The organism is Streptomyces sp. MZ04, from assembly GCF_004684775.1.
Taxonomy (GTDB): Bacteria; Actinomycetota; Actinomycetes; order Streptomycetales; family Streptomycetaceae; genus Streptomyces.
Map to the genome: position 1 here is coordinate 1 of NZ_SRIC01000099.1, position 26383 is coordinate 26383.

The following is a 26383-nucleotide window of genomic DNA, read 5'->3' on the forward strand; positions in this document are numbered from 1 at the left end:
TCTCCAACGGCGCCTCTCGGGCCCGGTGACACCACCCCCCAGGTCATCGGTTCGACAGGGGGCAACAGTCATGCCGGGCCCGGAGGCCAGCGGTCCCATTGCGGAACCGCGAAGAAGATAACGGGGCAGCCGGGTGCGGGCCCCCGGCGGTGCGGTGGGCCGGGTGTCGTCAGCCTGGCCGTGCCGGCGGCTTCGGGTCGGATCGCGCTCAGGGACGGGACGGGGCGAGCCGGGACATCGCGCCCGTCCTCGGGTGCTAGCCGGAGTCGTGCTCCCGGCCGAAGGTTCGCCTGCGGCTGCGGGTCGCACCGCGTTGAGCGAGGGGACGGCGGCGAGCCGGGACATCGCGCCTGTCCTCGAGCGGATCCGGGGTCGTGCTCCCGGCGGGAGGTTCAGCCGGGTGCGGGCCCCTGGCGGTGCGGTGGGCCGGGTGTCGTCAGCCTGGCCGTGCCGGCGGCTTCGAGCCGGATCGTTGGGCGAGGGGACGGCGGCGAGGCGGGACATCGCGCCTGTCCTCGAGCGGATCCGGGGTCGTGCTCCCGGCGGGAGGTTCAGCCGAGTGCGGGCCCTCGGCGGCGCGGTGGGCCGGGTGTCGTCAGCCTGGCCGCGCCTGCCGCTTCGGGTCGGATCGCGCTCAGGGACGGGACGGCGGCGAGGCGGGACGTCGCGCCCGTCCTCGGGTGCGAGCCGGAGTCGTGGCCGTCGAGGAGGGCGATGCCGAGCGGGGTCACGGTGTGCAGCACCGTGTTGCGGAAGCGGTGCGTGGTGATCAGGCCCGCCTCGCGCAGCACCGACGCGTGCTGGCTGGCCCCGGCCGCTGAGATGCCGAGGCGGTCGGCGAGCTGGCTGGTGGTGCAGCCCACCCGCAGGACCCGGAGCGCGGCGGCGCGGGTGCGGCCGACCAGCGCGTTCAGCGAGGCGGGCTGCGATCGCCGCGGCGCCCTCCAGATCCGCTCGGCGACGCGTGCGTCCAGCGATACCCCGAAGACGAGAAGCGCCCGTGCGTCGCGCGGGTCGTCGTCCGGGTGTGGACGGATGACCATCCCGGGGCGGTGGCTGAGAAACACGGACGGACACAGCACCAGGCCGCGGCCGTCCAGGTGGACGTCCTCGTCCGGGCCGCCGGGGACCCTCAGCACCGGGTTCTGCCAGGTGATCCTCGGGTGCAGCGTCGCCAGCAGCTGTTGGACGCCGCCCGTCATCGCGACGCGCCCGCGGGCGTCGCACTCCGCTTCCAGATGGCCCAGCAGCCGGTCCCAGTAGGGCGCGACGGCCCGACGCCACACCTCCGGCAGCATGCCGTCGCCGGACAGGCCCGTCCCGGTCGGGATCTCCGGATCCCCGGGCGGCGAACCGGCGGGCGATGTGTACGCCCGCTTCGGAAGGCCTGCCGCGGCCTGCCGACGCCACACGGCGGAACAGGTGCCGCCGCCCACGGTGAGCTGGTGCCGGGCGAGCGCGGTCTCGACGGCCGCCCCGGCCGTGGCCCTGAGGCTGACCCGAAGCAGGTCTCCGCTGTCGAAGTGGATCCTCTGCATGAACTACCTCTCGAAGGCGGTCTGGAGGCGGTGTCAGTACGGGATGGCACCCCGTACGACACTCTCTCGAGACCGCCTGACGCCATGCTGATCGGCCACTGACCCTCATCGCTGATCGGCCTCTGGCAGTCGTCAGGGCCGCCCGCTGCCGATCGACAGTTCGGAGCTAAGGATGGCGGATCACGTGGCCGCCCACGGGCGGAACTCACGCAGGCCGTACAGCAGGGGAGAGTGCTGCTGGTGACGGGTGATCAGCTGCGTACGGCCGAAGACCGCGACGTGGTCGCCGACCCGCTGGGTGAGCGTCACCGCGCAGTCCGCGACCGAGTGCGCGTCCCGCACCAGATGAGGGCTGCCCGTCGCCGGACCCGAGTGCCAGGGCGTCATGTCGAACCGTCGCGGATCGCCCGATGCGAACAGCACGGCGACCGACTCCGCGCGGGAGTGCAGCAGGTTGAGCGCGAAGGTCTCGCTGCTCAGCACGGCCTCCAGGGTCGGGCTCCCGTGCCGCAGGCAGACGACGATCGTCGGAGGTGACAGCGAGACGCTGCACACGGAGGAGCACGTCATCCCGCGCGGCAGGCCGTCCGGACCGATGGCGGTGACCACCGAGACGCCGGAGGGGAATCCGCTCATCATGTCGCGGAACTCGTCGGGTGCGGCCTCGCGGGCCGACAGGGCTTCGTGATTGGTCATGTCTTCGGGCTCCGCCTCCGGAGTCGGACAGAAAACGCATGTACGAGTGCAGGGCTGGACCGTGGCGATACGCGTAAATCCGTCTCCGCATGCAGCATTTGGCTCTCCGTCGCCACGCGGCTCTCGACCCGGGAATTCCAGCTGCGCCCGATGCGCATGCGGATGCGCTTCCCCGGCACGTCAGCCGGAGCGGGCACGCCCGGCGTCCCAGGTCCACGTGGACCCGAGAGTGGAGCCTAGGCAGGCAGGGTTGAGCCGGGCCAGGACTTTCAGCCGTCGATGAAAGTCCTGGGGTGCGGGTCGTCTCGACGTACCTCTGGCACTACGGATGTACCTCTGGCACTACGGATGTACGTCTGGCGCTACGGATGTATCTCTGGCGCTACGGATGTACGTCCGGCACCCCAACGGTCACGCTCCCGGCATCACGTGACGACCCGGCGGGTGGTGAAGCCGATGGCGGCGGCCACCCCGGCCAGCAGGGCCACGCTGGTGAGCGCCGTGGGCAGCGTGAACCAGTCCGCCATGAACCCGATGGCGGGCGGTCCGAGGAGCATGCCGCCGTAGCCGAGCGTGGAGGCGATGGCCACACCACTGGATCCGGCCAGGGCGCCGGCGCGCTCGACGGCGATCGGGAAGAGGTTGGCGAGCCCGATGCCCGTGACGGCGAAGCCGAGGAGTGCCGCCCACGCGGAGGGAGCGAGCGCGCCGAGCAGCATGCCGGCGGCGGCGGTCACGCCGCCCGCGACCAGGGTCCGGGTCTGGCCGAGCCGCTCGAGGAGTGCCGTGCCGGTGGCGCGGCCGAGCGTCATGGCGAGCGCGAAGCACGAGTATCCGGCGGCTGCCACGCCCGGGTGGGTGTTGAGGTCCTGTTCGAGGTGGAGCGCGCCCCAGTCGGCGAGCGCCCCCTCGCCGTACGCGGTGCACAGGGCGATCAGGCCGAAGACGATCACCAGTCCGCGGGTCTTGGGGGTGAGGCGTTGCGCGGCACTGTCCTCGCGCGGGTCGCCACGTGGCGGCGCCGGGGGCTCGAGGCGCAGCAGGGCGCGCCCCGCGAAGGCCGTGACGAGCAGGCCGATCACGGTGAGGCCGAGCAGGTGGCGGGTGGGCGAGAGGGAGCCCGCGATCAGCCCGCCGAGCCCGGCGCCGATCATCCCGCCGAGACTGAAGGCGGCGTGGAAGCTGGGCATGATCGGGCGGCCGAGCGCGGCCACGAGGTCGACGGCGGCGCTGTTGAAGGCGACATTTATCCCGCCGTAGGAAGCTCCGAAGAGCAACAGCACCGCACCCAGCGCCGTCGCCGAGTGGGTGAGCGGCGGCAGCGCGACGCTCAGCGAGAGCAGGACGCCGCAGACGACCGTGACCGGGTGGCTGCCGAAGCGGCGGCACAGCCGTCCGGTGAGCATCATCGTGATCACGGCGCCCGCGGAGACGCCGAGCAGCGCGAGCCCGAGGTCGCTGGCCGAGGCGCCGGTCTGCTCCTTGATGGCGGGGATGCGGACGACCCATCCGGCGAAGATGAAGCCGTCGAGCGCGAAGAAGACGGTGAGTACGACACGGAGCCGGATGAGGTCCGGGGGAGTGGCCCGCGACGCTGCGGACGTGGTTTTGTTTAGTAGCGGCACAAAGTCAGAGTAGGGGTGCACTCCGGTCGCGTACAAGCTGGTTCTTGTCGGTTCGGCCTCCGGAGTCGGGCAAGGGCAGCGGGAGAACTCGGCGAATGGCAGGGGAAGGGCAGATGGCGACTGAACGGCGAGGCCGCGTACGGATCATGGGAGACTCGCCCTCATGAACGGCAAGGCTGCCCCCCGCGCCGAAGGGGATCTGTCCACGCGTACGCGCCTCGAGCGAGGACGCGGCGCGCTCGGTCCCGCCCTTGAGCTCGTCCACACCGGACGGGCCCCGACGCGTGCCGTGCTCACCGCCGAGCTGGGCGTCACCCGCGCCACCGCGGGGGCCGTCGCCGCCGAGCTTGAGGCGCTCGGCCTGATCAGGATCGACGCGCGGCCGAGCGCGCCCGCGGGCTCGCAGGGCCGGCCGTCGCACGGCCTTTCCATCGCGGACGACGGGCCGGTGGCGCTCGCCGCACAGGTGCACTCCGACGGCTTCCGGGCGGCGTTGGTCGGGCTCGGCGGCCGGATCGTCGCCACCGCGCCCGGCTGCGAGACGATCGACGCCGACCCGGCGCAGGTGCTCGGCTCGGTCATCGACGCCGGCGCGCAGCTGCTGCGGGAGACCGGACGGCGGTGCGTCGGCGCGGGACTCGCGGTGCCGTCCGCCGTCGCCGAGCCGGAGGGCACCGCGCTCAACCCGCTGCACCTCGCCTGGCCCGCGGGTTCGCAGGTCCGCCAGATCTTCGCCGACTGCGTACGCGACGCGGGGATCGCGGGACCGGCGTTCGCCGCCAACGACGTCAACCTCGCCGCACTCGCCGAGCACCGGCACGGCGCCGGGCGCGGCGCCCGCGATCTGCTGTGCGTGGCGACCGGCCACCGGGGCGTCGGGGGCGCGCTCGTCCTCGACGGCCGTCTGCACACCGGCAGTTCGGGCCTGGCCCTGGAGGTCGGCCACCTCACCGTCAACCCCGAGGGCCGCCCCTGCCACTGCGGAAGCCGGGGCTGCCTGGACGTCGAGACGGACCCGCTGGCCTTCCTGACGGCCGCCGGGCGCGAACCGGGGCCCGAGGGCCTGCTCCAGCAGGCCCGCGATCTGCTCCGCGACGCGGCCGCGGATCCCTCGGTCCGCGCGGCGGCCGAAGAGCTGATCGACCGTCTGGGCCTGGGCCTCGCGGGCCTGGTGAACATCCTCAACCCGGACCGGATCGTCCTCGGCGGCCTGCACCGCGCCCTCCTGGAGGCCGACCCCGAGCGGCTGCGCGCCGTCGTGGCCGACCGCAGTCTGTGGGGACGCAGCGGTGGCGTACCGATCCTGGCCTGCACCCTGGATCACAACAGCCTGGTGGGGGCCGCCGAGCTGGCCTGGCAGCCGGTGCTCGACGACCCCCTCGGGGCGCTCGGCTAGATCGGCTGGACCTTCGCGGGTTCCGCCGCCTCGACTACGGCCGTGGCAGGGGCGGTTGGCGCTTCTCGCCGCCGCCGCTTCAGGTCGGGCAGCAGGCTGACGAGGCCGAGCGCGGCGAGCGCGGCGCCGATCCACAGGGGCGCCCGCAGTCCGAACGTATCGATGGCGGGTCCGCCCACGGACGTCGCGATGATGATGCCGAGCGTGATGAACGAGGAGTGGACGGTGTTGACCAGCGGCCCGGCGTTGCCGGTGCGCTGGACGCGGGTCACGAGGGCCGGGTTCATGGTGACGCCGACCAGGCCGATGCCCATCATGAACACCACGGCGGGGACGGTGAGTTGGGCGAAGGCGGCGAAGCCGACGAGGAACGCCAGATTGAGCAGCAGGCCGATGAGCAGGACCGGGATCGTGTGCTTGTCGGCGAACCGGCCCACGACGGTGTTGCCGACGACGGTGGCCGCGCCGTACGCGATGAGCAGCAGCGGAACGGTCCCCGTGGCGAAACCGGTGACCTCCGTGAGGATCGGGTTGAGGTAGCTGAAGGCGGAGAACGTCGCGCCGATGATGAAGGTGCTGGTGGTGAGCGTCAGCCAGAGCCGGGGGCTGCGGAAGACGCCCAGCTCCTGGCGGAGGCCGCCGCCGTCGTCGGCGCGTTCCCCGTACGGCACACCGGCGAGGGTGGCGATCGCGGCGAGGACGGTCAGAGCGGTGATCGCCCAGAACGCGGCGCGCCAGCCCAGGTGTTCACCGATCACGGTGGAGAGCGGGAGGCCGAGAAGGGTGCCGAGCATCAGCCCGTTGAGGGCCACCGCGATGGCCCTGCCGCGCACTTCGGGGCGGGTGAGGCTCGCGGCGAGGGAGATGGAGACGCCGAAGAAGGCCTGTGAGGCGATGCCGGTGATCACGCGGGCCACCAGCATGGTGCGGTAGTCCGGGGCGAGGGCGGCGAGCACGTTGCCCGCCAGGAAGACGGCGAACAGGACGGCCAGCGCCGACTTCTGACGCATCTTCAGCAGGGCAACGGTGAGGAAGGGCCCGCCGATGGCCATCGCGGCGGCGAAGGCCGTGATCAGGTAGCCGATCTCCGGAATCGTGGCGTCGAGCCCTTCGGCCATCTGCGGCATCAGTCCGGCGACCACGAACTCGCTGGTCACCATGGCGAAGATGCCGAGGGCCAGTACGTATACGGCGCGGGGCATGGGGCTGCTCCTGTCGGGTGTTAGTTATGTACTGATCAGTGCAAAACAAGGGCGTACGAGAGCGCGCGAGGGCGTACTGAAAGTGCGAGGCCCAAGTCGGCCTGAAAGGGCGCCAGTTGTGGCTAGCGGGTCAGCGCGTCGAGCGCGGTCTCCGTGATGGCCTCCAGGGTGGCGCGGTCGGCGCCGCCCTGTGCGGCGACCCGCATGCCGCCGATGACGGCGTTCAGGAAGCGGGCCAGGTCGGCCGCGTCCCGTGGGGAGGTGATGTCGCCGCTGCTCTGTCCGGCGCGGATGGTGTCCTGGAACGCGGCCAGGCGCACCGCGAGATCGCGGGCGAGCAGCTCGGCGGCCGCGGGGTCGCGCCCCGCGAGTTCCACGGTCGTGTTGACGGTCAGGCAGCCGATGCTGTGCCCGTCCTCGCGGCACTCGAACTCGGAGTCGACGATCCGCGTGAACAGGGCGCGGATGCGCTCCATCGGCGAGCGTTCCGTGTCGGCCATGATCTCGACCTGGGTGGCGGTCATGGCGTCCATGTAGCGGGCCAGGGCCCGCTGGAACAGGTCGTGCTTGCTGCTGAAGGTGTTGTAGATGCTGCTGCGGCCCAGGCCGGTGGCGTCGCACAGATCCTGGGTCGAGGTGGCCTCGTAGCCGTTCGCCCAGAAGGCGCGCATCGCCGCGTCCAGGGCCCGCTCCTCGTCGAAGGTTCTCGGTCGGGCCATGTCGGTACCGTACAGGTTTTGGAACGAGCAGTGCAATACGGGGAATGGGCGTTACCGGTTCAATACAGTTACTGGTAACGTCGTTCGAGACCAGGGCGAGGCAATGCGGCACGAACCCCCTACTCACGGGAGGCATCCGGTGAACTGGCAGTTGGCCGAGAAGTTCGAGACGTCCGACGGATACGTGAGGTGGGCGTCGTTCGGCGAAGGCGAAGCTGAAGGCGATCCGGTCGTCCTGCTGCACGGCTCCCCCTTCTCGTCCTGCTGCACGGCTCCCCCTTCTCGTCGTACATCTGGCGCGAGATCGCCCCCGCCCTGGCCCGCACGCGCAAGGTCTACGTCTGGGACCTGCTGGGCTTCGGCCGGTCGGAGCAGCGGGACGGCCAGGACGTCGGCCTGACCGCGCAGGGCAGGCACTTCGCCCGGCTCCTCGAGCACTGGGGCCTGGAGCGCCCCAGCGTCGTCGCGCACGACGTGGGCGGGGCGGTCGCCCTGCGGGCGCTGCTCCTGGAGGGCGCCGCGTACCGGGATCTGACGCTGGTCGACGCGGTCGGCGGCGGCGCGTGGGGGACGGGCTGCTTCAAGCTCATCCGCGACAACGCGCACGTCTTCGAGCGGCTGCCGGGTTACGCCCACGAGGCGCTGGTGGCCGGCCACCTGCGCCACGCGACGTACACCGGGTACGGGCCCGGCGTCCTGGACGCCTACCTCGCCCCGTGGCGCGGCGCGCGGGGCCAGGCCGCCTTCTACCGGCAGTACCGCCAGTTCGCCCAGTCCCAGACCGACGAGCTGGAGCCGCTGCTCGGCGAGGTGTCCGTGCCGACCCGGATCATCTGGGGCCGTGAAGACCGCCTGCTGCCAGGGGAGTTCGCCGCATTCCTCAAGGCCGGGATCCCGCACGCCGAGCTGATCTGGGTGGACGGCGCGGGCCACACCGTCCAGGACGACGCGCCGGCCCGGCTCCTCGCGCACCTGGCGGCGGACTTCGGGCGGGCGGTGAGCTGACCCTCAGGGGATGGGCCGTACCTGAGGAGGATGACGCGGGGGTGCCCGGTACTTAAAGGTGAGGGGGCGGGAGTGTCGGTGCCCGGGAAGGCGGGGCGTGGCCCGTCCGGAAAGCTCCGTGAGGCTCCTGAGCGGCACGGAGAGAGTCGGCCCGACTTCGTCGTCCGCGTCCGCCGGTCCGGGCTTGTATGGCCTCCGTGCCGATCGGGCGCAGGACCGGCGGGCATCTGGTCGAAGCCGGGGGACGGAGGGTGATTTCCGCATTAGAGTCGCGGATGTGGATCTTGGATATGTCCATGATCATGGATATCTCCATGATTCGGGTCAGTCCGGAGGACCCCACCGGGCGAACCCGGAGAAGCCCCGCCAGGCCGGCCCGGAGAACCCCGCCGAAGACTGTGCACTGGCATCAGCGAAGAAAGGATGAACTTGCTCAGCGAGATACTGCAGATACCCACCGCGGACGGCCGGGCCGACGCCTTCGCCGCCTTCCCCGAAGGGGGTGAGCGGCACCCCGGAGTGCTGCTGTACCCGGACGCCTTCGGCGTGCGGCCCGTGCTGAAGGAGATGGCCCGCGAACTGGCCTGGCACGGGTACTACGTACTCGTCCCCAACCTCTACTACCGGCAGGGCCCGGCACCGGTGATCGAACTTCCCGAGTACATCGGAGCAGAGGCCAGGCCCGCGGTCTTCGACCGGCTGATGCCCTTGGTCGAGGCGCACACCACCGAACGTGTCCTGCGCGACGCCGACGCCTACCTCAGCTTCCTCTCGGCCCGGCCCGAGGTCAGCGCGGGACCGGTCGGCGTGATCGGCTACTGCTTGGGCGCCGCCCTGGCGATGCGCACCGCGACCGCCCACCCCGACCGGGTGTCCGCCCTCGCCGGATTCCACCCCGGCTTCCTGGTCACCGACGCCCCCGACAGCCCACACCGCCGCGGCGCCGAGCTCGCCGCCCAGGTCCATCTGGGCCTGGCCGAAGGCGACTTGACGTCCGAGGACCTCAGTGAACTCACCCAGGCCCTGGAAGCGGCAGGTGTCGGCTACACCGCCGAGATCTACCCCGACGCCGTCCACGGCTTCACCATGGCCGACACCGACGCCTTCAGCGCCTGTGCACTGCAGCGCCACTGGGACCGTCTGCTCCCCCTCCTGGAGCGCACTCTGGTGAACGGCTGAGGCCTCCCCTGCCCCTACGTCCACTCCGTCGCGAACGCCCGCGCCGGGTTCGTCGTCAGCATCCGCTCCACCACGCCTTCTCCTGCCGCGAGTTCGAGGCGTGGCCGCACCCGGCGCAGCAGATACGGCATTCCCGGACCGCCGTCGACCGACCGCGTCCCGGCTGTCGTCGTGTCGCCGCCCAGGAGCAGCTGATCGGCGAACCCGGCCTCGGCCAGGGCGCGTACGGCGTCCGGCATGCGCCAGTCCGTGGCGTGGTGCGCCCGGGACGGGCCGTCGAAGGCGAGCCGGGCGCCGGCTTTCGCGGCCTCCCGGTGGACGGTGAGGTCGGGGGAGCGGTTCAGGTGGCCGAGGATCACCCGGCCCGGCGGGACGCCCAACTCACCGCACAGGAAGTCGAGTACGTCCAGGGCGCCGGTGCCGAGTTCCAGGTGGACGGCGATGGGCGCGCCCGTCGCCCGGTGGGCCTCGGCTGCCGCGTCCATGGTCCAGCGTGCGTGCGCGTCCAGGCCGTGGAAGCCGCCCGCGACCTTGATGAGCCCGGCGCGTACGCCCGTGTCGCCGATGCCCAGGGCCAGCTCCCGCACGAACAGGGCGCCGAGGCCGTCGGCGCGCAGCCGGTCGAGCAACTCCGGTGTGTAGTGGGCCGCTTGGTGCAGTCCCGTCGCGGCGACGACCCGCACACCCGTCGTGCGGGACAGCTCGGGCAGATCTCCGGCGCGCCGCCCCATGCCGTACGGCGTCCACTGCACCACGCTGCGGCCGCCTGCCGCCCGAAAGGCCGCGAGCTCGCGCGCCGCATGGGCGGTCGAGTCGAGCTCCTGGCCCGGGAGTTGAGGGCTGGTCAGGTAGAGATGGTCGTGGGCGTCGCAGACGCCGAGCGCTTCGGGGGCGACATCTCCGAGCACCGTGCGGACCGCGCCGCTCACCACTGCCGGCCCCGGGGGAGCAGGTCACGCTCCGGTGCCGACAGGTGCAGCACCTGGAACACATCGCCCTCCCCCTTGGGGGAGGCGTGGTCCCAGACGGAGAAGTGCAGTGCCTCCCAGGTCCGCGGGTCGATGGACACGGCCGCGTAGACGTTCCCTTCCTGGCGCGCCAACCGCTCGGCCTCGTAGGTGAGTTCGACGGCCAGAGGGCCCAGGGGAGTGCGGTCGGGAATCCGCATCCGGCGGCGTATCGCGGCCTTGGCGGGGGCGGCGGACGCGATCCCCTCCGCGAAGGCCAGACCCGTCCAGTGCTGCACTTCGGGGCGGCCGAAGTCATCGACGATGCCCTGGAATCCGGGGCCCCAGAGGAAGGAGTTCATGCCCTCGGGGGTGTTCCACAGGTAGAAGGGCGCGTACTGGTTCACGGGGGAGCCGTCGACACCGCGCTCGCGGACCAGGTAGGCCTTGGCGCCGAGCCCCGGGTAGTCGTCCAGGAGGTGGCCCTTGGCGGCTACCCGGTCGCGGATGATCTCCATGTCGTAGTCGGCCGGCAGCGTGATCTCGTACTGCATCGCATGCATGGTCCATGGCTCCTTGTCTGCACAGCTCGTGCTCAACTCGTCGACCGGGAGGGCGAGGTGGCGCAGGACAGCAGCGCGAGCAGCCCTCGTACGCCGGAGTCGAAGGCCGCGGGTGATCCCTCGGCGCGGGCCAGCACATAGCCGCCCTGGACCGTCGCGACGACCGTCGCCGCGATCTCCCGCGGATCGAGCGCGGCCGCGAACTCGCCCCGCTCCTGGCCCTCTTCGACGATTCCGGCGAGCCGCCCCCGCAGCCAGTCGAGCGTCTCGGTGACCGGGGCGCGCAGTTCGTCGCTCGCGATGACGTCCGGATCCATCGTCAGCCGCCCGACCGGGCAGCCCCGCAGCACGTCGCGCTCGCGCAGCAGATACGCCTCGACGCGCTCGTACGCCGATCCCTCGCCGCCCAGGACCGCATCGGCGGCGGCGCGCAGCTCCTCGGCCGTACGCCGGATCGCGGCGAGCGCGAGGTCGGGCTTCCCGGCGAAGTGGTGGTACATGCTGCCCTGCCCGGCCCCCGCGTGCTGCTGGATGGCCTTGGGGCTCGTGCCGACGTATCCCCGCTCCCACAGCAGCTCGCGGGTGGACTCGATCAGGCGCTCCGGAGTGCTCATGAACGCACTGTACATACTAGTAGGTACAGAGGTCCAGGCTTCCCCCGGGAGCAGCGCCGACGGCCGCTCGTACTCCCCGCGTGGTACGCGAGCTGCCGCTGGCCGTACGACGACTCGGACCCCCTCGGAGAGCGAGTCTCGATACATCGCACAGACACCGCGAACAGACATCGCGAACCGCATCACGTGGGCATCGCGAACTCGCTCCCGAGGAGATGGACACCATGCAGACCCTGGCTCACTTCGACGGCGGGCCCGGCCCGTGGATCCTGTTCTTCCCGCTCATCTGGGCGGCCGTCGTCATCGGCGTCATCACCCTGCTGCGCCGCACCGTGTGGCGCGGCCGCCGAGCACCGTGGCAGCGCGCTGGCGGCGACCCGAACGTACGCATCGACGAGCAGTCGCCCATCGCCGTGCTCGGCCGGCGCTTCGCGTCCGGTGAGATCGACGAGGACGAGTACTGGCGGCGGCTCTCCGTCCTGAACGAGGAGTTCGGCCGCACCTCCAAGGGCGGTGCGGCATGAGCACCGCCACCGGACAGCGCACCGCCACGCTCGACGCCGCCCGCGTCACCGATGCCGTCAAGGTCTACGGCAGCGGCGACACCGCCGTACGGGCCCTGGACGGGGTGAGCGTCGGCTTCCCGGCAGGACGCTTCACCGCGATCATGGGCCCGTCGGGCTCCGGCAAGTCCACCCTGATGCACTGCGCCGCGGGCCTGGACACCCTCACATCGGGCACCGCCCACATCGGCGACACCGATCTCGGCACCCTGGACGACCGGCGCCTGACGCTGCTGCGCCGCGACCGCATCGGCTTCGTCTTCCAGGCCTTCAACCTGGTGCCGACGCTGACCGTCGCCGAGAACATCACGCTCCCGATGGACCTGGCGGGACGGCGCGGCGGAGGTGAGTGGACCGACGCCCTCATCGACGTCGTCGGCCTGCGCGACCGCCTCCACCACCGGCCCGCCGAACTCTCCGGCGGACAGCAGCAACGCGTCGCCGTGGCACGGGCGTTCGCCGGGCAGCCCGATGTCGTCTTCGCCGACGAACCGACCGGCAACCTCGACTCGCGCTCCGGCGAGGAGGTGCTGCGCCTCCTCGGCCGCGCCGTACGGCAGATGGAGCGCACCGTCGTCATGGTCACCCACGACCCGGTGGCCGCCGCCCACGCCGACGAGGTCGTCTTCCTGGCCGACGGCCGGCTCGTGGACCGGATGGCGGACCCGACCGCCGACAAGGTCCTCGACCGGCTCAAGGCCTTCGACACGAAGACCACGAAGACCTCGGCCGCACCCGGCACCAAGGGGGCACCGTCATGAGTTCCCTGAGCGCGTCCGCGCGCATCAGCCTGTCATCGCTGCGCGGCCACAAGCGGCGCTTCGCGGGTACGTTCCTCGCGGTGATGCTCGGTGTCGCCTTCCTGGCGGGCACGCTCGTCATGGGCGACACCCTGCGCGGCAGCTTCGACACGATGTTCGGCAACGCGACCAGCGGCACCGACGCCGTCGTCCGCAGCGCCGACACCATCACCACCCCCGACGACAGCCAGGGCACCCGGCAGCCCGTCAGGACCTCGCTCGTCGAGAAGATCGAGCGGACCGACGGTGTCGCGGCCGCCGCGCCCAGCATTCAGGGCGCGGGCCAGCTCCTGGGCAAGGACCGCGAGCCCATCGGCGGCGAAGGCCCGCCCACCCTCGCGGGCAACTGGATCGCGGACGGCAAACTGAACGCCTACCAGCTGGCCGACGGCCGCGTGCCCGCCAAGTCCGGCGAGGTCGTCGTCAACCGCGGCGCCGCCGAGTCCGGCGACCTGAAGATCGGCGACATGACCACGCTGCGCACCCCCGACCCCGTCAAGGTGACGATCGTGGGCCTCGCGACCTTCGGTGGCGAGGACGGCATGGCGCAGACCACGTTCACCGGCATGACGCAGGCCGACGCGGAGAAGTACCTGACGCCGAAGCCCGGCGAGGCCGCGTCCATCCAGGTGCGGGCAGGACCCGGCGTGAGCGAGCGGGAACTCGTCGACGCGCTGAGTCCCGTACTCCCCAAGGGAGTTGAGGCGATCACCGGTGAGGCATCGGCGGCGGAGAACACCGACAACATCTCCGGCCAGTTCCTGACGCTCTTCACCAGCTTCCTCCTCGTCTTCTCCGGCATCGCCCTCCTCGTCGCCACCTTCAGCATCCACAACACCTTCGCGATCGTCGTCGCCCAGCGCACCCGCGAGAACGCGCTGCTCCGCGCGCTCGGTGCCTCGCGCCGCCAGGTCACCGCATCCACCCTCGTCGAGGCGAGCGCGGTCGCCGTCGCGGCGTCGGCTGCGGGCCTCGCGGGCGGCATCGGGATCGCGGCCGGGCTCCAGGCGCTCTTCCCGGCCATCGGATTCCCCTTCCCCGAGGGCGACCTGGTGATCAGCGGCCTGTCGATGCTGCTGCCCCTGGCCGTCGGCATCGTGGTCTGTCTGGGCTCCGCCCTGCTGCCCGCCGTCCGCGCCGGGCGCACCGCACCCCTGGCCGCGCTGCGCGAGACGGCCGTCGACCACTCCGGGGCCTCGCGGGGGCGTTCCGTCACGGGCGCGGTCCTCGCGCTCACCGCCGTAGGCCTCTCGCTCGTCGGCGTTCTCGTCAGCCCGTCCGTGTGGCTGGCGGGGGCCGGGGCGGTCCTGGCGCTTGCCGCGTTCGTCGTGCTCGGGCCCGTCGCCTCCTCGCGGGCGATACGCATTCTCGGCGGACCCCTGGACCGGCTGCGCGGCGTCACGGGCGGGCTTGCCCGGCGCAACGCCCTGCGCAGCCCCAAGCGGACCGCCGCCACCGCGAGCGCGCTGATGATCGGCGTCGCCGTCGTCTCGCTCTTCACGGTCTTCGGCGCCTCGCTGAAGGCGACCATGGACCAGACGGTGAACCGCTCCTTCGCCGGCGACCTCGCCATCAGCACCCCCGGCTTCGGAGCGGGCGGCAGCGGACTCAGCCCCAAGCTGGCCCCCGCGCTCGCCGGGCAGCCGGAGGTGGAGACCGCCGTCGGCCTGGGCAAGGGCGCTGCAGAGGTCAATGGGGAAGGGCGCGCGCTGACCGTCACGGACCCCGGCCCGTTCGCCAAGTCCTTCGACCTCGGCAAGATCGAAGGCTCGCTGGAGGGCCTCGGCACCAACGGCATCGCGATCACCCGCGCCGAGGCGGAGAAGCAGGACCTGAAGGTCGGATCCAAGGCGGAGCTCGCCTTCACCGACGGCAAGAAGGCCACCTTCACCGTCCGCGCGCTGTTCGGACAGTCGGAGCTCGCGGGCGACTACGTCATCACCCGTGAGGCCTGGGCGCCGCACCGCATGCAGGACGCCGACAGCCTCGTCTCCGTCACGCTCAAGGACGGAGTGAGCGCGAGCGACGGCGAGGCCGCGGTCTCCAAGACCGCCCAGGAGTACGGCAACCCGGATGTGCAGACCCGTGACGCGTACGCGCAGTCCGCTGCGGGCGGCATCGACATGATGCTCACGCTGGTCTACGCCCTGCTCGCGCTCGCGGTCCTCATCGCCCTGCTCGGCATCGCCAACACGCTGACCCTCGCGATCCACGAACGTACCCGTGAGCTCGGTCTGCTGCGTGCGGTCGGGCAGACGAGGGCGCAGCTGCGGGCCATGGTCCGCTGGGAGTCGGTGCTGGTCGCCGCCTTCGGCACGGCCGGCGGCCTGGCGCTCGGCGGCTTCCTCGGCTGGGTCCTCGTCAAGGCATCGGACGGCGCGACGAGCAGTGCCTTCGCGTTCGCGGTGCCGCCGGTGCAGCTCGCGGTGGTCGCCCTGGTGGGCCTGGCGGCGGGAGCCCTCGCGGGTCTGCGTCCGGCGCGGCGGGCCGCACGCCTGGACGTGCTGCGTGCCATCGCCACCGAGTGACGTACGACGTCACGGACGCGGGGCCTGTCACCGCCCGGTCAGCCGACAACGGCCGACCGGGCGGGAGCATGTCCGGGCGCGTCGGCCAGGGCATCCGGCGCGCCGGTGTCCAGGTCCGCGAACGGGCCCGCCGTGGCCGCCCCGTACACCGGGTACGTGGGCAGCGCGGCCGCCTGCGATGGCGCCGGAAGGGTGAACCAGACGACCTTGCCCGTCTCGCCGTGCGGGCGCACGCCCCAGCTCTCGCTGACCGCGGCGACCATGGCGAGGCCACGTCCGCAGGTCTCGAACGGCTCGGCGTCGTTCACCACGGGGAGGCGGGGGTCGTGGTCGTGCACGGAGACCGTGAGGCGGTCGAGCAGCAGCTCGATCTCCACGGTGCACACCTTGTCCGGCTGTGCGTGCCGGTGCACGTTGGTCAGCAGCTCGGTCACACCGAGCGCGGCCTGGTCTATCAACGGATCGAGATGCCAGTAGCGCAACTGCGCCGATACGATTCTGCGGACCTGGCCGATCCGCGCGGGCAGAGCCTGGAGCTCCACCGTGCAATACCTGCTTGGCTGGCTGATCACGGCTGCGACTCCCCGAATTACGGTCCGGAAGAAGACGACGATCGGATCCAGCAGCGGCCGCGTGGTCTGCCGCCTGCTGTGTGGCCGGCGGGCTGGTTCGCAGCGTCATCGCCGGTAAACCCAGAGTGATGTGAGACCAGAGTGACTCAGGGGGTGCGGGCGTGCAACTCGCACCCTCTCCCGCGGGCACCCCGGCCCCGCTCAGTCCCGGGGCTGACGGCCTGAGGCCCTGCGCACCGCGTCGATGAACTTGCGCACCGTGGGCGGACCCGCCGCGCCGGGCGCCGGATCATGGTCGGCGAGCGTGAGCCGGTAGCGCGTGCCGTTCAGTTCGGCCAGTGCACGGTCGTCCGCGGCGAACCACGGCTTGCCCGCGCGCACCGTCTGCACGGGTGCGCTGTCGATCTCCCTGCCGTAACTGGTCAGCAGCTCGAACCTGCCGTCGCTGATGCGGACTTGACCGGCCCGGGTGAGGGAGCGCAGCCGCCGCCCGATCCGTACGCCTGTGGCCGTGAACTCCGGCTCCGCCATGACGTTCCGCCCCCTTGCGCCTCGGTGTGTCGCTCCGTACGGGACCGCCGTCCCGTGCGGTGCAGTCTGCACGCACCCGGCGTCGAGCACCAGTGCGTATGAAGACGCCGGCACAGGACGGAGCATCCTCTCCCCAGTGTGCCCCGCACGTGGGTCAGCTAACTGCGCCAGGTGTGCCTTTGAGCGGCTCAAAGGTGTGTTTATGCAGGTGAGAAGCGTGCGGAAGGTGCATATGATCGAGGTGTCCGGCCGGCTGTGAGCGTGGCCGGCCCGACCCGGAGGAGCCACGCGGTGAGCACCACACAGCAGGATCGAGCCGACGAGCCGATGGCCACGCTCGACATCGACCGCAGCGACGCGGAGTACCGCGGCTGGCTCAAAGAGGCCGTACGCAAGGTCCAGGCCGACGCCAACCGGTCCGCCGACACACACCTGTTGCGCTTCCCGCTGCCGGAACAGTGGGGCATCGACCTGTACTTGAAGGACGAGTCGACCCACCCCACCGGCAGCCTCAAGCACCGCCTCGCCCGCTCCCTCTTCCTGTACGGCCTCTGCAACGGCTGGATCAGGCCAGGACGCCCGGTCATCGAGGCCTCCAGCGGTTCGACAGCCGTCTCCGAGGCGTACTTCGCGAAGCTGATCGGGGTGCCCTTCATCGCGGTGATGCCGCGCACGACCAGCGCCGAGAAGTGCCGACTGATCGAATTCCACGGCGGCCAGTGCCACTTCGTGGACGACTCGCGCACGATGTACGCCGAGTCGGCCGCCCTCGCCGTCGAGACCGGCGGCCACTACATGGACCAGTTCACCTACGCGGAGCGGGCCACGGACTGGCGCGGCAACAACAACATCGCCGAGTCGATCTACCAGCAGCTGAAGCTCGAGCGCTATCCCGAGCCGGCCTGGATCGTCGCCACGGCGGGCACCGGCGGCACCTCCGCGACCATCGCCCGCTACGTCCACTACATGCAGCACGACACCCGGCTGTGCGTCGCCGACCCCGAGAACTCCTGTTTCTTCGACGGCTGGACCAACCGCGACCCGGACGCCACCAGCGACTGCGGCTCCCGCATCGAGGGCATCGGCAGGCCGCGCATGGAGCCGAGCTTCGTGCCCGGCGCGATCGACCGCATGATGAAGGTGCCGGACGCGGCGAGCGTCGCCGCCGTCCGCGCCCTGGAGCAGGCGATCGGCCGCAAGGCGGGCGGCTCCACGGGCACCGGCCTCTGGAGCTCCCTGAAGATCGTCGCCGAGATGGTGGCCGCGGGTCGCACGGGCAGTGTCGTCACGCTCATCTGCGACCCGGGCGACCGCTATCTGGACAAGTACTACTCGGACGAGTGGCTGGCCGAACAGGGACTGGACATCGCGCCGTACGCGGCCGCCATCAAGTCGCTGCTGGCGACCGGAACCTGGGCCTGAGCGTTCCGCTGGAAGGCCGGTGCCTGATCTGCGGGCCGCGTGTGGCTGGTCGCGCCGTTCCCCGCGCCCCTGCGGGGCGCGGAACCGGACTCAGGCGTTGGCCGCGGCCAGGCGTCGGTCCAACGCCGTCACGGCGTCGCGGAAGGCGCGGCCCATGCCCGCCCTGCCCAGCTTCATGGCGAAGCGGAAGGGGGCGGCGCCGTCCGCGGCGAACGTCCACTGCACACGGGTGCCGGTGCCGGCCGGGGTGAGCACCCACTCCTCCAGGAGGGCGCGCAGCCCCGGAGCGTTCGTCTCGTCGACCCGGTAGGCGTACCGCTGCGCCGGCTCGGCCGCCATGATCGTCTCCCGGAAGCGCGTGCCGCCCTTGAGCCGGACCTCGCGGCCCGCGCCGCCGTCGGTGGGCCTGCACAGGGTGACCGCGGTGAACCACTCGGGCCAGCCCGCCATGTCGTCGGCGAGGGCGCGGTACACCGCGTCGGGTGCGGCGCCCACCTCGCGGGCGAAGATCAGACGCAGCGGTGCGGACTCGGCGAACTCGAGCCCCACGGCCCTCAGTCGGCGTGCCATCGAACTCAGCCCCCAAGCGGAATCGGGTGGTTGACCGGCCACTGTCACCATAGCTGAGGGGCCGTCAGATGTCTGCGGCGTATCCGTCGCTCTCGCCGGGTTCGTCGGGCTCGCCCGTGATCACCAGGCGCCGCAGATGTTCGGAGATCTCCGCCCGCGCCTCCGCGGGCAGCCCCGCGTCCGTCACCAGCGTGTCGACCTGCGCCAGCGTCGCGAACGAACTGAGGCCCACCGTGCCCCACTTGGTGTGGTCGGCGACCACGATGACGCGCCGCGCCGACTGCACCAGACGCCGGTTGGTCTCCGCCTCCGCGAGGTTCGGCGTGGACAGACCGGCCTCGGCCGATATGCCGTGCACACCCAGGAAGAGCACGTCGAAGTGCAGCGCCCCGATCGCCTGGTCGGCGACCGGCCCCACCAGCGAGTCCGATGGGGTGCGCACACCGCCCGTGAGGACCACGGTGGCCGCGCCCTGACGCTGCCCGGAGGTGCGCTGCGCGGAGTGGAAGACATCGGCGACCCGCACCGAGTTCGTCACCACCGTCAGGTCCGGCACGTCCAGGAGGTGGTGCGCGAGCGCGTACGTCGTCGTGCCCCCGGAGAGCGCGATCGCGGTGCCCGGCGCCACCAGGGACGCCGCGGTGCGCGCGATGTCCTCCTTGGCGGTCAGCTCCAGGCCCGACTTGGCCTCGAACCCCGGCTCGTGCGTGCTCGCCTCGGCCACCGGGACGGCGCCGCCGTGCACCTTCTCCAGGACGCCCTGGCGGGCCAGCGCGTCGAGATCGCGGCGGACCGTCATGTCCGACACGCCGAGCTTCCGCGTCAGTTCGTTGACCCGGACCCCGCCCCGGCGCCGTACCTCATCGAGGATCAGGGCGCGGCGCTGCTCCGCGAGGAGGTTCTGATTCTCACTCACGTCAGGTCCGGCCCTTCTGCCTCGTCATGTCTGTCGCGCCCGTCGAATGCGCTGCTCTCATCCTGTGCGCTGCCTCATCCTCGCATGCGCCACCGACAGGCGGCCCACCGCCCGACCGGCCGCGCTCACCCGGAACGGGGAGATTACGTGACGGGGGGTGCGCACGGGGCGACGAGTCGAGATCCTTGTGTACGACCACGCGCATCGACACTGAACCACGCTCGACGGGGGACGCAGAACAGTGGAGCGCTCGACAAAAGAAGACGCGACAAAAGAAGACGCGACAAAAGAAGACGCGACAACAGAAGGCTCGGCAACAGAAGACCCGACCACACAAGCCTCGCCGACAGAAGACATGGCTCTCGAACTCCTCGTCCACGGAGTCGGCGGCACCACACCGGAGAAGATGCTGGGCGACCCCAGGACCGTGCGGGTCTCCGGCGACGACACGGCGGCGGTCTTCCGCCGCACCGAGGACGCGGACGCCGAACAACGCCCGGACGACTACCGGGGCAAGCCGGTCCCCGAGGCGTACGTGTGGTGCAACCTGACCTCCGGCAACGGCTCACGGGCCCTGTGGCTCCTGCTGCTGCCCTTCATGGTGGTCAACCTCGCGCACTGGATGCGCCCCACCTCGCGGCGCAGGAAGAAGACCGTGCGCACCTACGGCCTCCTGGTGCGCCTGACCGGACTCACCCTCACCGTGCTGCTCGTCGCCGCCGCCTGTGAAGTCGCCATCGACCTGACGGCCTGGCAGTGCGCGGGCACGCCCGAGTGCTCCGAAGGCCGCTCCTGGCTCGGCTTCCTCGCGACCGACGCCTCGGGGCACGGCGGCTGGTGGTCCCAGCCGGGGCGGCGCCTCGCGCTCGCCGCCCTCGTGCCGACCGCCCTCACCGCCCTGCTCTGGTACCTCTCGCACCGCACCTGGAGCGCGTACGAGTCCCAGACGCCACTGCCCCACCAGCAGGACCCGGAGGAGGACCCCGGCCGGACCGCGCTCGGCAGGCCCGGCTTCTGGTACGGGCGCCGCCTCGTGGCCCGGCTGCGCGCGGCACACACGGCCGCGGGCTTCCTCACGGTGGCCGCCGCGGTGGGCACTTCGGCCGCGCGCCACGACCGGCGGGGCGGCGGCCCCGCGCTGCTCGACGTCCTCGGCTGGATCCTCGACGGCACGCTCGCCGTGGGGGCGGGCGTCGTGGTGTGGGTGGTGTGCCGCAGGGGCCGCAGCGAGAACAAGCTCGACCGGCGCATCGACGAGAGGCTGATCCGCCGCCTGCCGCTCGGCGCGCTCACCCTGCTCGCCCTCACCCTCCTGTACGCGGCCTTGTCACGCCCCGAGTGGACCTCCCAGGGCCGGCTGCCCGGCGACGCGACCTTCGGCGGCATCGCCCTGGTCCAGGGGATTCTGGTCATCGCCCTCGCCGTGGCCGCCCGCATCCTGTACTGCACGGCACCCGACCCCCGCACCGCGATGCGCGGCCTCGGCGGCCCCGCCGTGGCCATGCTGTCCTGCGCCCTCGGCGGAGTGATGTCGGGCGGCGGAGCGCAGCGCGTCGCCGACTGGCTCGACGGATCGGGGGAGCCCGGCTCCGGCGGCACGATCGACGGCCCGCCCGTCCTGCTGACCTGGCAGGCGTCCGTGATCCCGCTGCTTCTGGTCGTGGTCGCGGTGCTCTGCGGCTGGCTGGGAGCGCGCACCGTGCGGCTCAAACGCCGCGAGATGGCGACGCTGACCGACGACTACGCGGGCGAACCGGAGGACGCGGCACGCACCCGCCGCATCGCGAGCACACGCGCGCGTGCCTCCCTCACCGACCGGGCGCCGCGGATCATCGGCATCACCTCGGCCGCGACCCTGTTCCTGGGCACCGCCGCGCTCGTCGGAGCCTGGCTGACGGAAGAGGTTCCCGGGGAGGCCGCCCAGGGGCTGCCGATCTTCTTCGAAGGGGCCGCGCAGACCTCGCAGGCACTCGGCTCCTGGCTGATCGGGTTCGGCTTCATACTCTTCGTCACCTGGGGCCGCCGAGCCTACCGCGACCCTTCGGCACGCCGGACCATCGGCATCCTGTGGGACGTCGGTACGTTCTGGCCGCGCGCCGCCCACCCCTTCGCGCCGCCCTGCTACGCCGAGCGCGCCGTGCCCGACCTCACCTGGCGGATGCACACCTGGACCCGCGCGACGCGTGCCGAGGGCGGCAGGCTCGTCATCTCCGGGCACTCGCAGGGCAGCGTCCTGGCCGCGGCGGCCGCCTGGCAGCTGTGGCCCTCCGTACGCAAGCGGGTCGCCCTGCTGACGTACGGCTCGCCCCTGGAGCGGCTCTACGGACGGTGGTTCCCGGCCCACTTCGGGTCGGCGGCCCTGAGCTCCCTGCACCGCGAGGTCGACTGCTGGCGCAATCTGCACCGCACCACCGACCCGATCGGCGGCCCCGTGCGAGTGCAACCCGAGGACGACGGACCGCAGGTCGACCGCGATGCCCTCAAGGACCCGCTGGCCTACGGACGCACCGAGGAACACCCGCTGCCCGCGCCGATCCTGGGCCACTCCGACTACCAGGCCGACCCGGCGTTCGCCGAGGAGCGGGCCCGGCTCCTTGCCCGGCTCAAGCCGGGCGTCCCCGGCCAGCGGCCGGGGACGCAGGTCACGGCAGCTCCGGCAGATCCTCCGGATACAGCAGGGTGAGGTCGTCCGTGCTCGGCTCGTCGAACTGGGCGACCCGGCCCGCGTGCCGCTCCACCATCGCCTCGAAGGTCTGGCGCGCGGTGCGGCCGTTGCCGAAGGCGGGGCCCTTGGGGAGGGCGGTGAAGTACTTCAGGAGGGCCTCGCCTGTGCCGGAGTCGAGGCGGTACTCGTGCTCGTCGGCCTGCTGCTCGACGATCCGAAGGAGCTCCTCGGGGGCGTAGTCGCTGAAGGTGATGGTCCGTGAGAAGCGGGACGCCACACCGGGGTTGACCGAAAGGAAACGCTTCATCTCCGCCGTGTATCCCGCGACGATCACCACCACCGCCTCCCGGTGGTCCTCCATCAGCTTCACCAGCGTGTCGATGGCCTCCCGGCCGAAGTCGCGCCCGGAGTCCTCGGGCGAGAGCGCGTACGCCTCGTCGATGAACAGCACGCCCCCGCGCGCCCGGTCGAAGGCCTCCTGGGTGCGGATCGCCGTCGACCCGATGTGCTCACCGACCAGGTCGACGCGCGACACCTCGACGAGATGCCCGCTCTGCAGGACGCCGAGCGAGGCCAGGATCTCGCCGTAGAGCCGCGCCACGGTCGTCTTGCCGGTGCCGGGGGAGCCGGTGAAGACGAGGTGGCGGCGGACGGACGCGGCCTTGAGCCCCGCCTGCTGCCTGCGCCGCCCGACCTCGATCATGTCCGTGAGGGCGCGCACCTCGCGCTTGACGCTGTCCAGGCCCACCAGCGCGTCCAGTTCACCGAGCACGGCCTTGGAGCTGCGGGACGCCTGCTCGGCGACGGCGCTCTTCTCGGGCTCCTGCTCCGTGGTGCGCTGGCCGGGGATCGCGCCGAGCAGACCCACCGACTGCGTGGCCGTCTGGACGGCGGGCGCCGGCTCCCACGCGCCGGTGCGCGGGCCGCCGCTCTCGTCACTGGTGCAGTCCTCGACGAGCGGCCCGTCCTCGGCGAACTCGAAGCCGCCGCGTCCGCACCGCTCCGTACGGCACTTCTTCAGCGTCGTACGGCAGCCGTCGATCACATGGAAGCCGTAGCCGCCGCTGTCGGTCACCCGGCAGCCGTGCAGGCTGCCACGGGCGCCCGCCGACACGTAGAAGCCGGCCTCGGCGGGCGAAGTGACCGTGCAGCGCTCGATGGTGGGGTCGGCGCCCTTGGTGACGATGACGCCCGTCTGGACACCGTCGATGGTGCAGTTGGCCAGCGTGCCGCCGCTGCCGTGGTCGCGGAACCAGGCGCCCGTGGCGGCCTCGCGGATGCGGCAGTCGTCGAGCTGCGCGGTCGCGCCGTCGCTCACCGACACCGCCGTGTTGCGCACTTGGGAGAGATCGCTGTCGACGACGTCGGCGCGCGAGCCGCGGTCCAGGACGAACAGCGCGTCCGGCACGTCGTGCACCCGGCAGGACTCCAGGACGGCGGTCGCGCCGTCGCTGACCCACACCGCCGGATAGTCGCCCGTACTGTCGTGGATCTCGCACTGGTTGGCATCCACGCGCGTGCCCGGGTCCCACACCGAAAGGCCGTTGCGGCCGAACCGCCGCACCGTGGACCGCGTCAGGGTGAGCACCGAGCGCGAGCGCAGATCGATCGCGTTCTCGGGGATGTCGTGGATCCGGCAGTCGGCGAGCGTCAGGACGGCGTCCGTGTCGAGCGTGACGCCGTCCGACGTCGTGCGGTGCACATCACAGTCCGTCAGGTGCGCCGTGGCCCGGCCGGTGATCTGCACGCCCGCGCCCTTGACCTCGTACACCTCGCAGCCGATCGCCTCGAGTCCGGTGTGCTCGCCGGTCGCCGAGAGCCCCGCGCCCGATGCGTGATGCACCCGGCAGCGCTCCAGACGGGGGTGCGCGCCGCCGCGCACGGCGACGCCAGACTGCCCGGCCGAGACGACCTCGCACTCCTCGAAGACACCGCCCCCGCCGTCGAGTACGGCGATGCCGATGCCGCCGGGGTTGTCGACCGTGCAGCGGCGCACGGTCGGGCGCGCGCCGCCGCGCACCTCTATCCCGGAGGCCGAGCGCGTCACCACGCGTACGTCGACGAGTTCGGGCGCTCCGTCCTCGACGAGCAGCGCGGGGGCCGCCGAGTCCTGGCCCTCGATGTGCAGGTCCTGCACCACGGCGGACGAACGGACCGTGAGCGGCACGCCGTCGGAGGGTGCGATGCGGACGGAGCCGGGGGAGTTCTCGGGGCCGCGCAGCGTCACCGCGCGCTGGACGACGAGGTTCTCGCGGTAGGTGCCGGGTGCGACGGTGAGGACATCCCCGTCGGTCGCGGCCTCCAAGGCTGCGGCGAGCGATGCGTACTCGCCCGTGCGGCGCCGCCACCGCGACGTGCCGGTGTGCGTCACCTGGACCGTGCCCTGTGCCATGGAGTTGCTCTGCCCCCACCTTGTCGTACGCGGGACCTCACGACCTCGCGCAAGGAGCCGAAGAGTTCGGCCGGTCCACCGTAGCGCGCGCGGCGGGGGCGAGTTGACCCGATCGCCAGGCTCTCACCTGGTCATCGCCGGTCTCTCACCGGCTCAGGAGCCGGTGCCGGTGCGTCCCCAGTCCGGTCCCGCCTTGTCCCAGGCCTGGTCCCAGCGGTCGTAACGCCGTCGCACCATCCGCCAGACGACGATCCGCCGGGTGCCCTCGACGATGCCGACGGCCGCCGCGGCGGCACCGAATCCGGCCAACGCGGCGTGCGTGGCCGCGGTCGCGCTGTCCAACGGCCGGCCGACCACCTGGCCGTGCTCGTCGGTCCAGATCCGGAACCGGTCGCCGGGGTCCGGGGACTCGAGGGCGGCGACCACGGTGCCGGAGCGCGAAGTGCCGTCGGGAGCCGTCCAGTCGGCGAGCACGCGGCTGTTTCTGTCGCGGGCGGACGACGTCTCGGGATCGGGGTCGATCGGGGGTCGTGAGACCTTCTGGACCACGGTGGCCGAGACCGCGTGCCGTACCTCGCGCTGCTCCCGGACCGACCGCAGCAGGGCGTCCCGCGTCAGCCCGCCGACGACGGTGCCGGCCACCGGCGCGGCGACGGCGATGAGCAGGAGGGCGGCGAGGGCCACCCACGCCTCCACGAGGTCGGTCTTCCGGCGCAGCGGATTGTGCCGCCAGCGCCAGAGTCCGACGAGTGCTCGCACAGTCCTGCACCCCCTTCCGCGTCCGTCTTAACCGCGAACGGCACGGCCCACGCGTCGGTGGGAAGAAGAGAGAGGGAAATCACCCTTCTCATCGACGCTCAACGTCCGCGCCCCGCCTACGAGTTCCCCTGGCCGGGGACGTTCATTCGACGACCGTGAACGGGTCGCCGATCCGGACGGTGCCGGTGGACTCGGGCACCAGGTTCTGTCCGAAGACCAACTGGTCGCCGAAGCGGCGGTGCTTGGCGAGGGTGCGCAGCGGCTCCTTGCCGCGCTCCGAGGTCCGCTGGTCGGTGGTGGTCACGACACAGCGCCCGCACTTCTTGGCGACCCGGAAGGTGACGTCACCGATCGCGACGCGCGACCAGTCGTCCTCGGCCCAGGGTGCGGTCCCGTCCACGACCACATTCGGCCGGAACCGGTTCATGGGAAGCGGCCCCTCGTCGGAGTGATCGCCCTGGGCGATCAGCGAGTTCAGGGCGTCGAGCGAGGAGAGCGTGGTCAGGAGCAGCGGATAGCCGTCGGCGAACGTGACCGTCTCGCCGTCCTTGCCGTACTGCGGATCGATGGGGCGCCGCGTCGCGGGGTCGTCGAGATGGACGAGCCGGACGTCCACGTCCAGATAGGCGCTGAACCAGGCGTGCGCCGCCGCGTCGGCCGGAACTCCCTCGACCTTGTCCCGCCAGATCTCCACCGTGACGGTCTCGCCGGCCGGCGGCACGGCCACCGTCAACCGCTCCCGGCCGGGCGCGGACACGCGTATGCCGCCGCCGGGCAGGAGCTCGGCGGCGGCCAACGCCAGGCGCGGATGCGGCCGTTGCGTGACGATCCGTCCCTCGCTGTCCACCAGGACCCACCGCCGGTCACCCGCGAGTCCCCAGGGCTCGACGGCGGCCTCACGCGGAGCGTGTCCCCCGACCGCCTTGAGCGGGTAGAAGTGGATCGAGTGCAGCGCTGGATTAAGCATGCGTCCATCCTGCCAGCAGCCACTGACAGGGACGCGTGCGGGCGAATCAGTAGCCGCGGTAGGGGCGGTTGTACGGATCCTCGTACGTCGCGGGCGCGGGGCGGGGCGCCGCCGGGCGCATCGCCTCGTAGCCCGTCCCGGCGGGGGGACGCTGCTGTTGCTGGGGTCCCGGGTAGCCGCGCGGCGCCGAGGGCTGCTGCGGGATGTACGGGGC

At 71.9% G+C, this 26383-nt stretch carries 23 protein-coding genes and 1 pseudogene; 8 read left to right on the top strand and 16 right to left on the bottom strand.

Features of this window, described 5'->3' with window-relative positions:
* Positions 1 to 551: 551 nt before the first annotated feature.
* From E2651_RS21090 to E2651_RS21100, 3 genes are all read right to left on the bottom strand, one after another.
* A complete protein-coding gene (locus E2651_RS21090) occupies positions 552 to 1538 on the bottom strand; it encodes a winged helix-turn-helix domain-containing protein (protein ID WP_135332745.1) in 987 nt (328 codons plus the stop codon).
* A 180-nt stretch (positions 1539 to 1718) separates the two neighbouring features.
* On the bottom strand, positions 1719 to 2234 hold the full coding sequence (locus E2651_RS21095; protein ID WP_135332746.1) for a flavin reductase family protein: 516 nt from the start codon (positions 2232 to 2234) through the stop codon (positions 1719 to 1721).
* Positions 2235 to 2659: 425 nt separating this feature from the next.
* The gene (locus E2651_RS21100) at positions 2660 to 3859 is read right to left on the bottom strand and encodes an MFS transporter (RefSeq protein ID WP_135332747.1); all 1200 of its coding nucleotides are present in this window, start codon (positions 3857 to 3859) and stop codon (positions 2660 to 2662) included.
* Between the two features lie 163 nt (positions 3860 to 4022).
* Here E2651_RS21100 and E2651_RS21105 point away from each other — a divergent pair, with 163 nt between their 5' ends.
* Complete coding sequence (locus E2651_RS21105) at positions 4023 to 5255, top strand: ROK family protein (RefSeq protein ID WP_135332748.1); 1233 nt, start codon at positions 4023 to 4025, stop codon at positions 5253 to 5255.
* Here the strand turns inward: E2651_RS21105 and E2651_RS21110 are convergent.
* Positions 5252 to 6457, bottom strand: a complete 1206-nt coding sequence (locus E2651_RS21110; protein WP_135332749.1) for an MFS transporter — start codon at positions 6455 to 6457, stop codon at positions 5252 to 5254. The genes E2651_RS21105 and E2651_RS21110 overlap by 4 nt on opposite strands.
* 122 nt (positions 6458 to 6579) lie before the next feature.
* Positions 6580 to 7176: a TetR/AcrR family transcriptional regulator gene (locus E2651_RS21115; RefSeq protein WP_135332750.1), complete on the bottom strand. Its 597-nt coding sequence runs from the start codon at positions 7174 to 7176 to the stop codon at positions 6580 to 6582.
* A gap of 103 nt (positions 7177 to 7279) precedes the next feature.
* On the opposite strand from E2651_RS21115, the pseudogene E2651_RS21120 reads away from it, so the two are divergent.
* Positions 7280 to 8181: pseudogene (locus tag E2651_RS21120) on the top strand (alpha/beta hydrolase).
* Positions 8182 to 8610: 429 nt separating this feature from the next.
* Positions 8611 to 9360, top strand: coding sequence for a dienelactone hydrolase family protein (locus E2651_RS21125; RefSeq protein WP_135332752.1), 750 nt, complete (start codon positions 8611 to 8613; stop codon positions 9358 to 9360).
* 14 nt (positions 9361 to 9374) lie between these two features.
* Here E2651_RS21125 and E2651_RS21130 read toward each other — a convergent pair whose 3' ends face one another.
* Genes E2651_RS21130 through E2651_RS21140 form a run of 3 tightly spaced genes read right to left on the bottom strand, consistent with a single transcriptional unit; the run spans position 9375 to position 11499 of the window.
* Complete coding sequence (locus E2651_RS21130) at positions 9375 to 10289, bottom strand: phosphotriesterase (protein ID WP_135332753.1); 915 nt, start codon at positions 10287 to 10289, stop codon at positions 9375 to 9377.
* Entirely contained in the window at positions 10286 to 10870 is a 585-nt protein-coding gene (locus E2651_RS21135; protein WP_135332754.1) for a DUF4865 family protein, read from the bottom strand. Before E2651_RS21135 ends, E2651_RS21130 begins: the two co-directional genes overlap by 4 nt.
* Before the next feature lie 32 nt (positions 10871 to 10902).
* Positions 10903 to 11499: a TetR/AcrR family transcriptional regulator gene (locus E2651_RS21140; protein ID WP_167828846.1), complete on the bottom strand. Its 597-nt coding sequence runs from the start codon at positions 11497 to 11499 to the stop codon at positions 10903 to 10905.
* A gap of 209 nt (positions 11500 to 11708) precedes the next feature.
* On the opposite strand from E2651_RS21140, the gene E2651_RS21145 reads away from it, so the two are divergent.
* From E2651_RS21145 to E2651_RS21155, 3 genes are read left to right on the top strand one after another with little or no spacing between them, the layout of a single operon-like run.
* Entirely contained in the window at positions 11709 to 12008 is a 300-nt protein-coding gene (locus E2651_RS21145; protein WP_135332755.1) for an SHOCT domain-containing protein, read from the top strand.
* Positions 12005 to 12808 carry an ABC transporter ATP-binding protein gene (locus E2651_RS21150; protein ID WP_135332756.1) on the top strand — a complete coding sequence of 268 codons (804 nt, stop codon included), beginning with the start codon at positions 12005 to 12007 and terminating at the stop codon, positions 12806 to 12808. Before E2651_RS21145 ends, E2651_RS21150 begins: the two co-directional genes overlap by 4 nt.
* 5 nt (positions 12809 to 12813) lie before the next feature.
* Positions 12814 to 15375: an ABC transporter permease gene (locus E2651_RS21155; protein WP_167828847.1), complete on the top strand. Its 2562-nt coding sequence runs from the start codon at positions 12814 to 12816 to the stop codon at positions 15373 to 15375.
* Between the two features lie 38 nt (positions 15376 to 15413).
* Here the strand turns inward: E2651_RS21155 and E2651_RS21160 are convergent, their stop codons facing one another.
* Positions 15414 to 15947: an ATP-binding protein gene (locus E2651_RS21160; RefSeq protein ID WP_135332758.1), complete on the bottom strand. Its 534-nt coding sequence runs from the start codon at positions 15945 to 15947 to the stop codon at positions 15414 to 15416.
* A 201-nt stretch (positions 15948 to 16148) separates the two neighbouring features.
* The gene (locus E2651_RS21165) at positions 16149 to 16478 is read right to left on the bottom strand and encodes a hypothetical protein (RefSeq protein ID WP_135332759.1); all 330 of its coding nucleotides are present in this window, start codon (positions 16476 to 16478) and stop codon (positions 16149 to 16151) included.
* A gap of 327 nt (positions 16479 to 16805) precedes the next feature.
* Here E2651_RS21165 and E2651_RS21170 point away from each other — a divergent pair, with 327 nt between their 5' ends.
* Positions 16806 to 17900, top strand: coding sequence for a PLP-dependent cysteine synthase family protein (locus tag E2651_RS21170; RefSeq protein WP_135332767.1), 1095 nt, complete (start codon positions 16806 to 16808; stop codon positions 17898 to 17900).
* A 90-nt stretch (positions 17901 to 17990) separates the two neighbouring features.
* Here the strand turns inward: E2651_RS21170 and E2651_RS21175 are convergent, their stop codons facing one another.
* Together E2651_RS21175 and E2651_RS21180 are read right to left on the bottom strand one after the other, a co-directional pair.
* Entirely contained in the window at positions 17991 to 18470 is a 480-nt protein-coding gene (locus E2651_RS21175; RefSeq protein ID WP_135332760.1) for an SRPBCC family protein, read from the bottom strand.
* Between the two features lie 64 nt (positions 18471 to 18534).
* Entirely contained in the window at positions 18535 to 19386 is an 852-nt protein-coding gene (locus E2651_RS21180) for a DeoR/GlpR family DNA-binding transcription regulator (protein ID WP_135332761.1), read from the bottom strand.
* A gap of 355 nt (positions 19387 to 19741) precedes the next feature.
* Between E2651_RS21180 and E2651_RS21185 the strand changes: the two genes are divergently transcribed.
* Positions 19742 to 22069, top strand: coding sequence for a hypothetical protein (locus E2651_RS21185; protein WP_135332762.1), 2328 nt, complete (start codon positions 19742 to 19744; stop codon positions 22067 to 22069).
* Here E2651_RS21185 and E2651_RS21190 read toward each other — a convergent pair.
* The 4 genes from E2651_RS21190 to E2651_RS46175 all read right to left on the bottom strand — a co-directional run.
* A complete protein-coding gene (locus E2651_RS21190) occupies positions 22029 to 24443 on the bottom strand; it encodes a right-handed parallel beta-helix repeat-containing protein (protein ID WP_135332763.1) in 2415 nt (804 codons plus the stop codon). The genes E2651_RS21185 and E2651_RS21190 overlap by 41 nt on opposite strands.
* A gap of 153 nt (positions 24444 to 24596) precedes the next feature.
* Positions 24597 to 25202, bottom strand: a complete 606-nt coding sequence (locus tag E2651_RS21195) for a hypothetical protein (RefSeq protein ID WP_135332764.1) — start codon at positions 25200 to 25202, stop codon at positions 24597 to 24599.
* A 142-nt stretch (positions 25203 to 25344) separates the two neighbouring features.
* Entirely contained in the window at positions 25345 to 26169 is an 825-nt protein-coding gene (locus E2651_RS21200; protein ID WP_135332765.1) for an MOSC N-terminal beta barrel domain-containing protein, read from the bottom strand.
* A 46-nt stretch (positions 26170 to 26215) separates the two neighbouring features.
* A partial coding sequence (locus tag E2651_RS46175; RefSeq protein ID WP_348541658.1) for a DUF6643 family protein occupies positions 26216 to 26383 on the bottom strand: 168 nt, incomplete at its 5' end.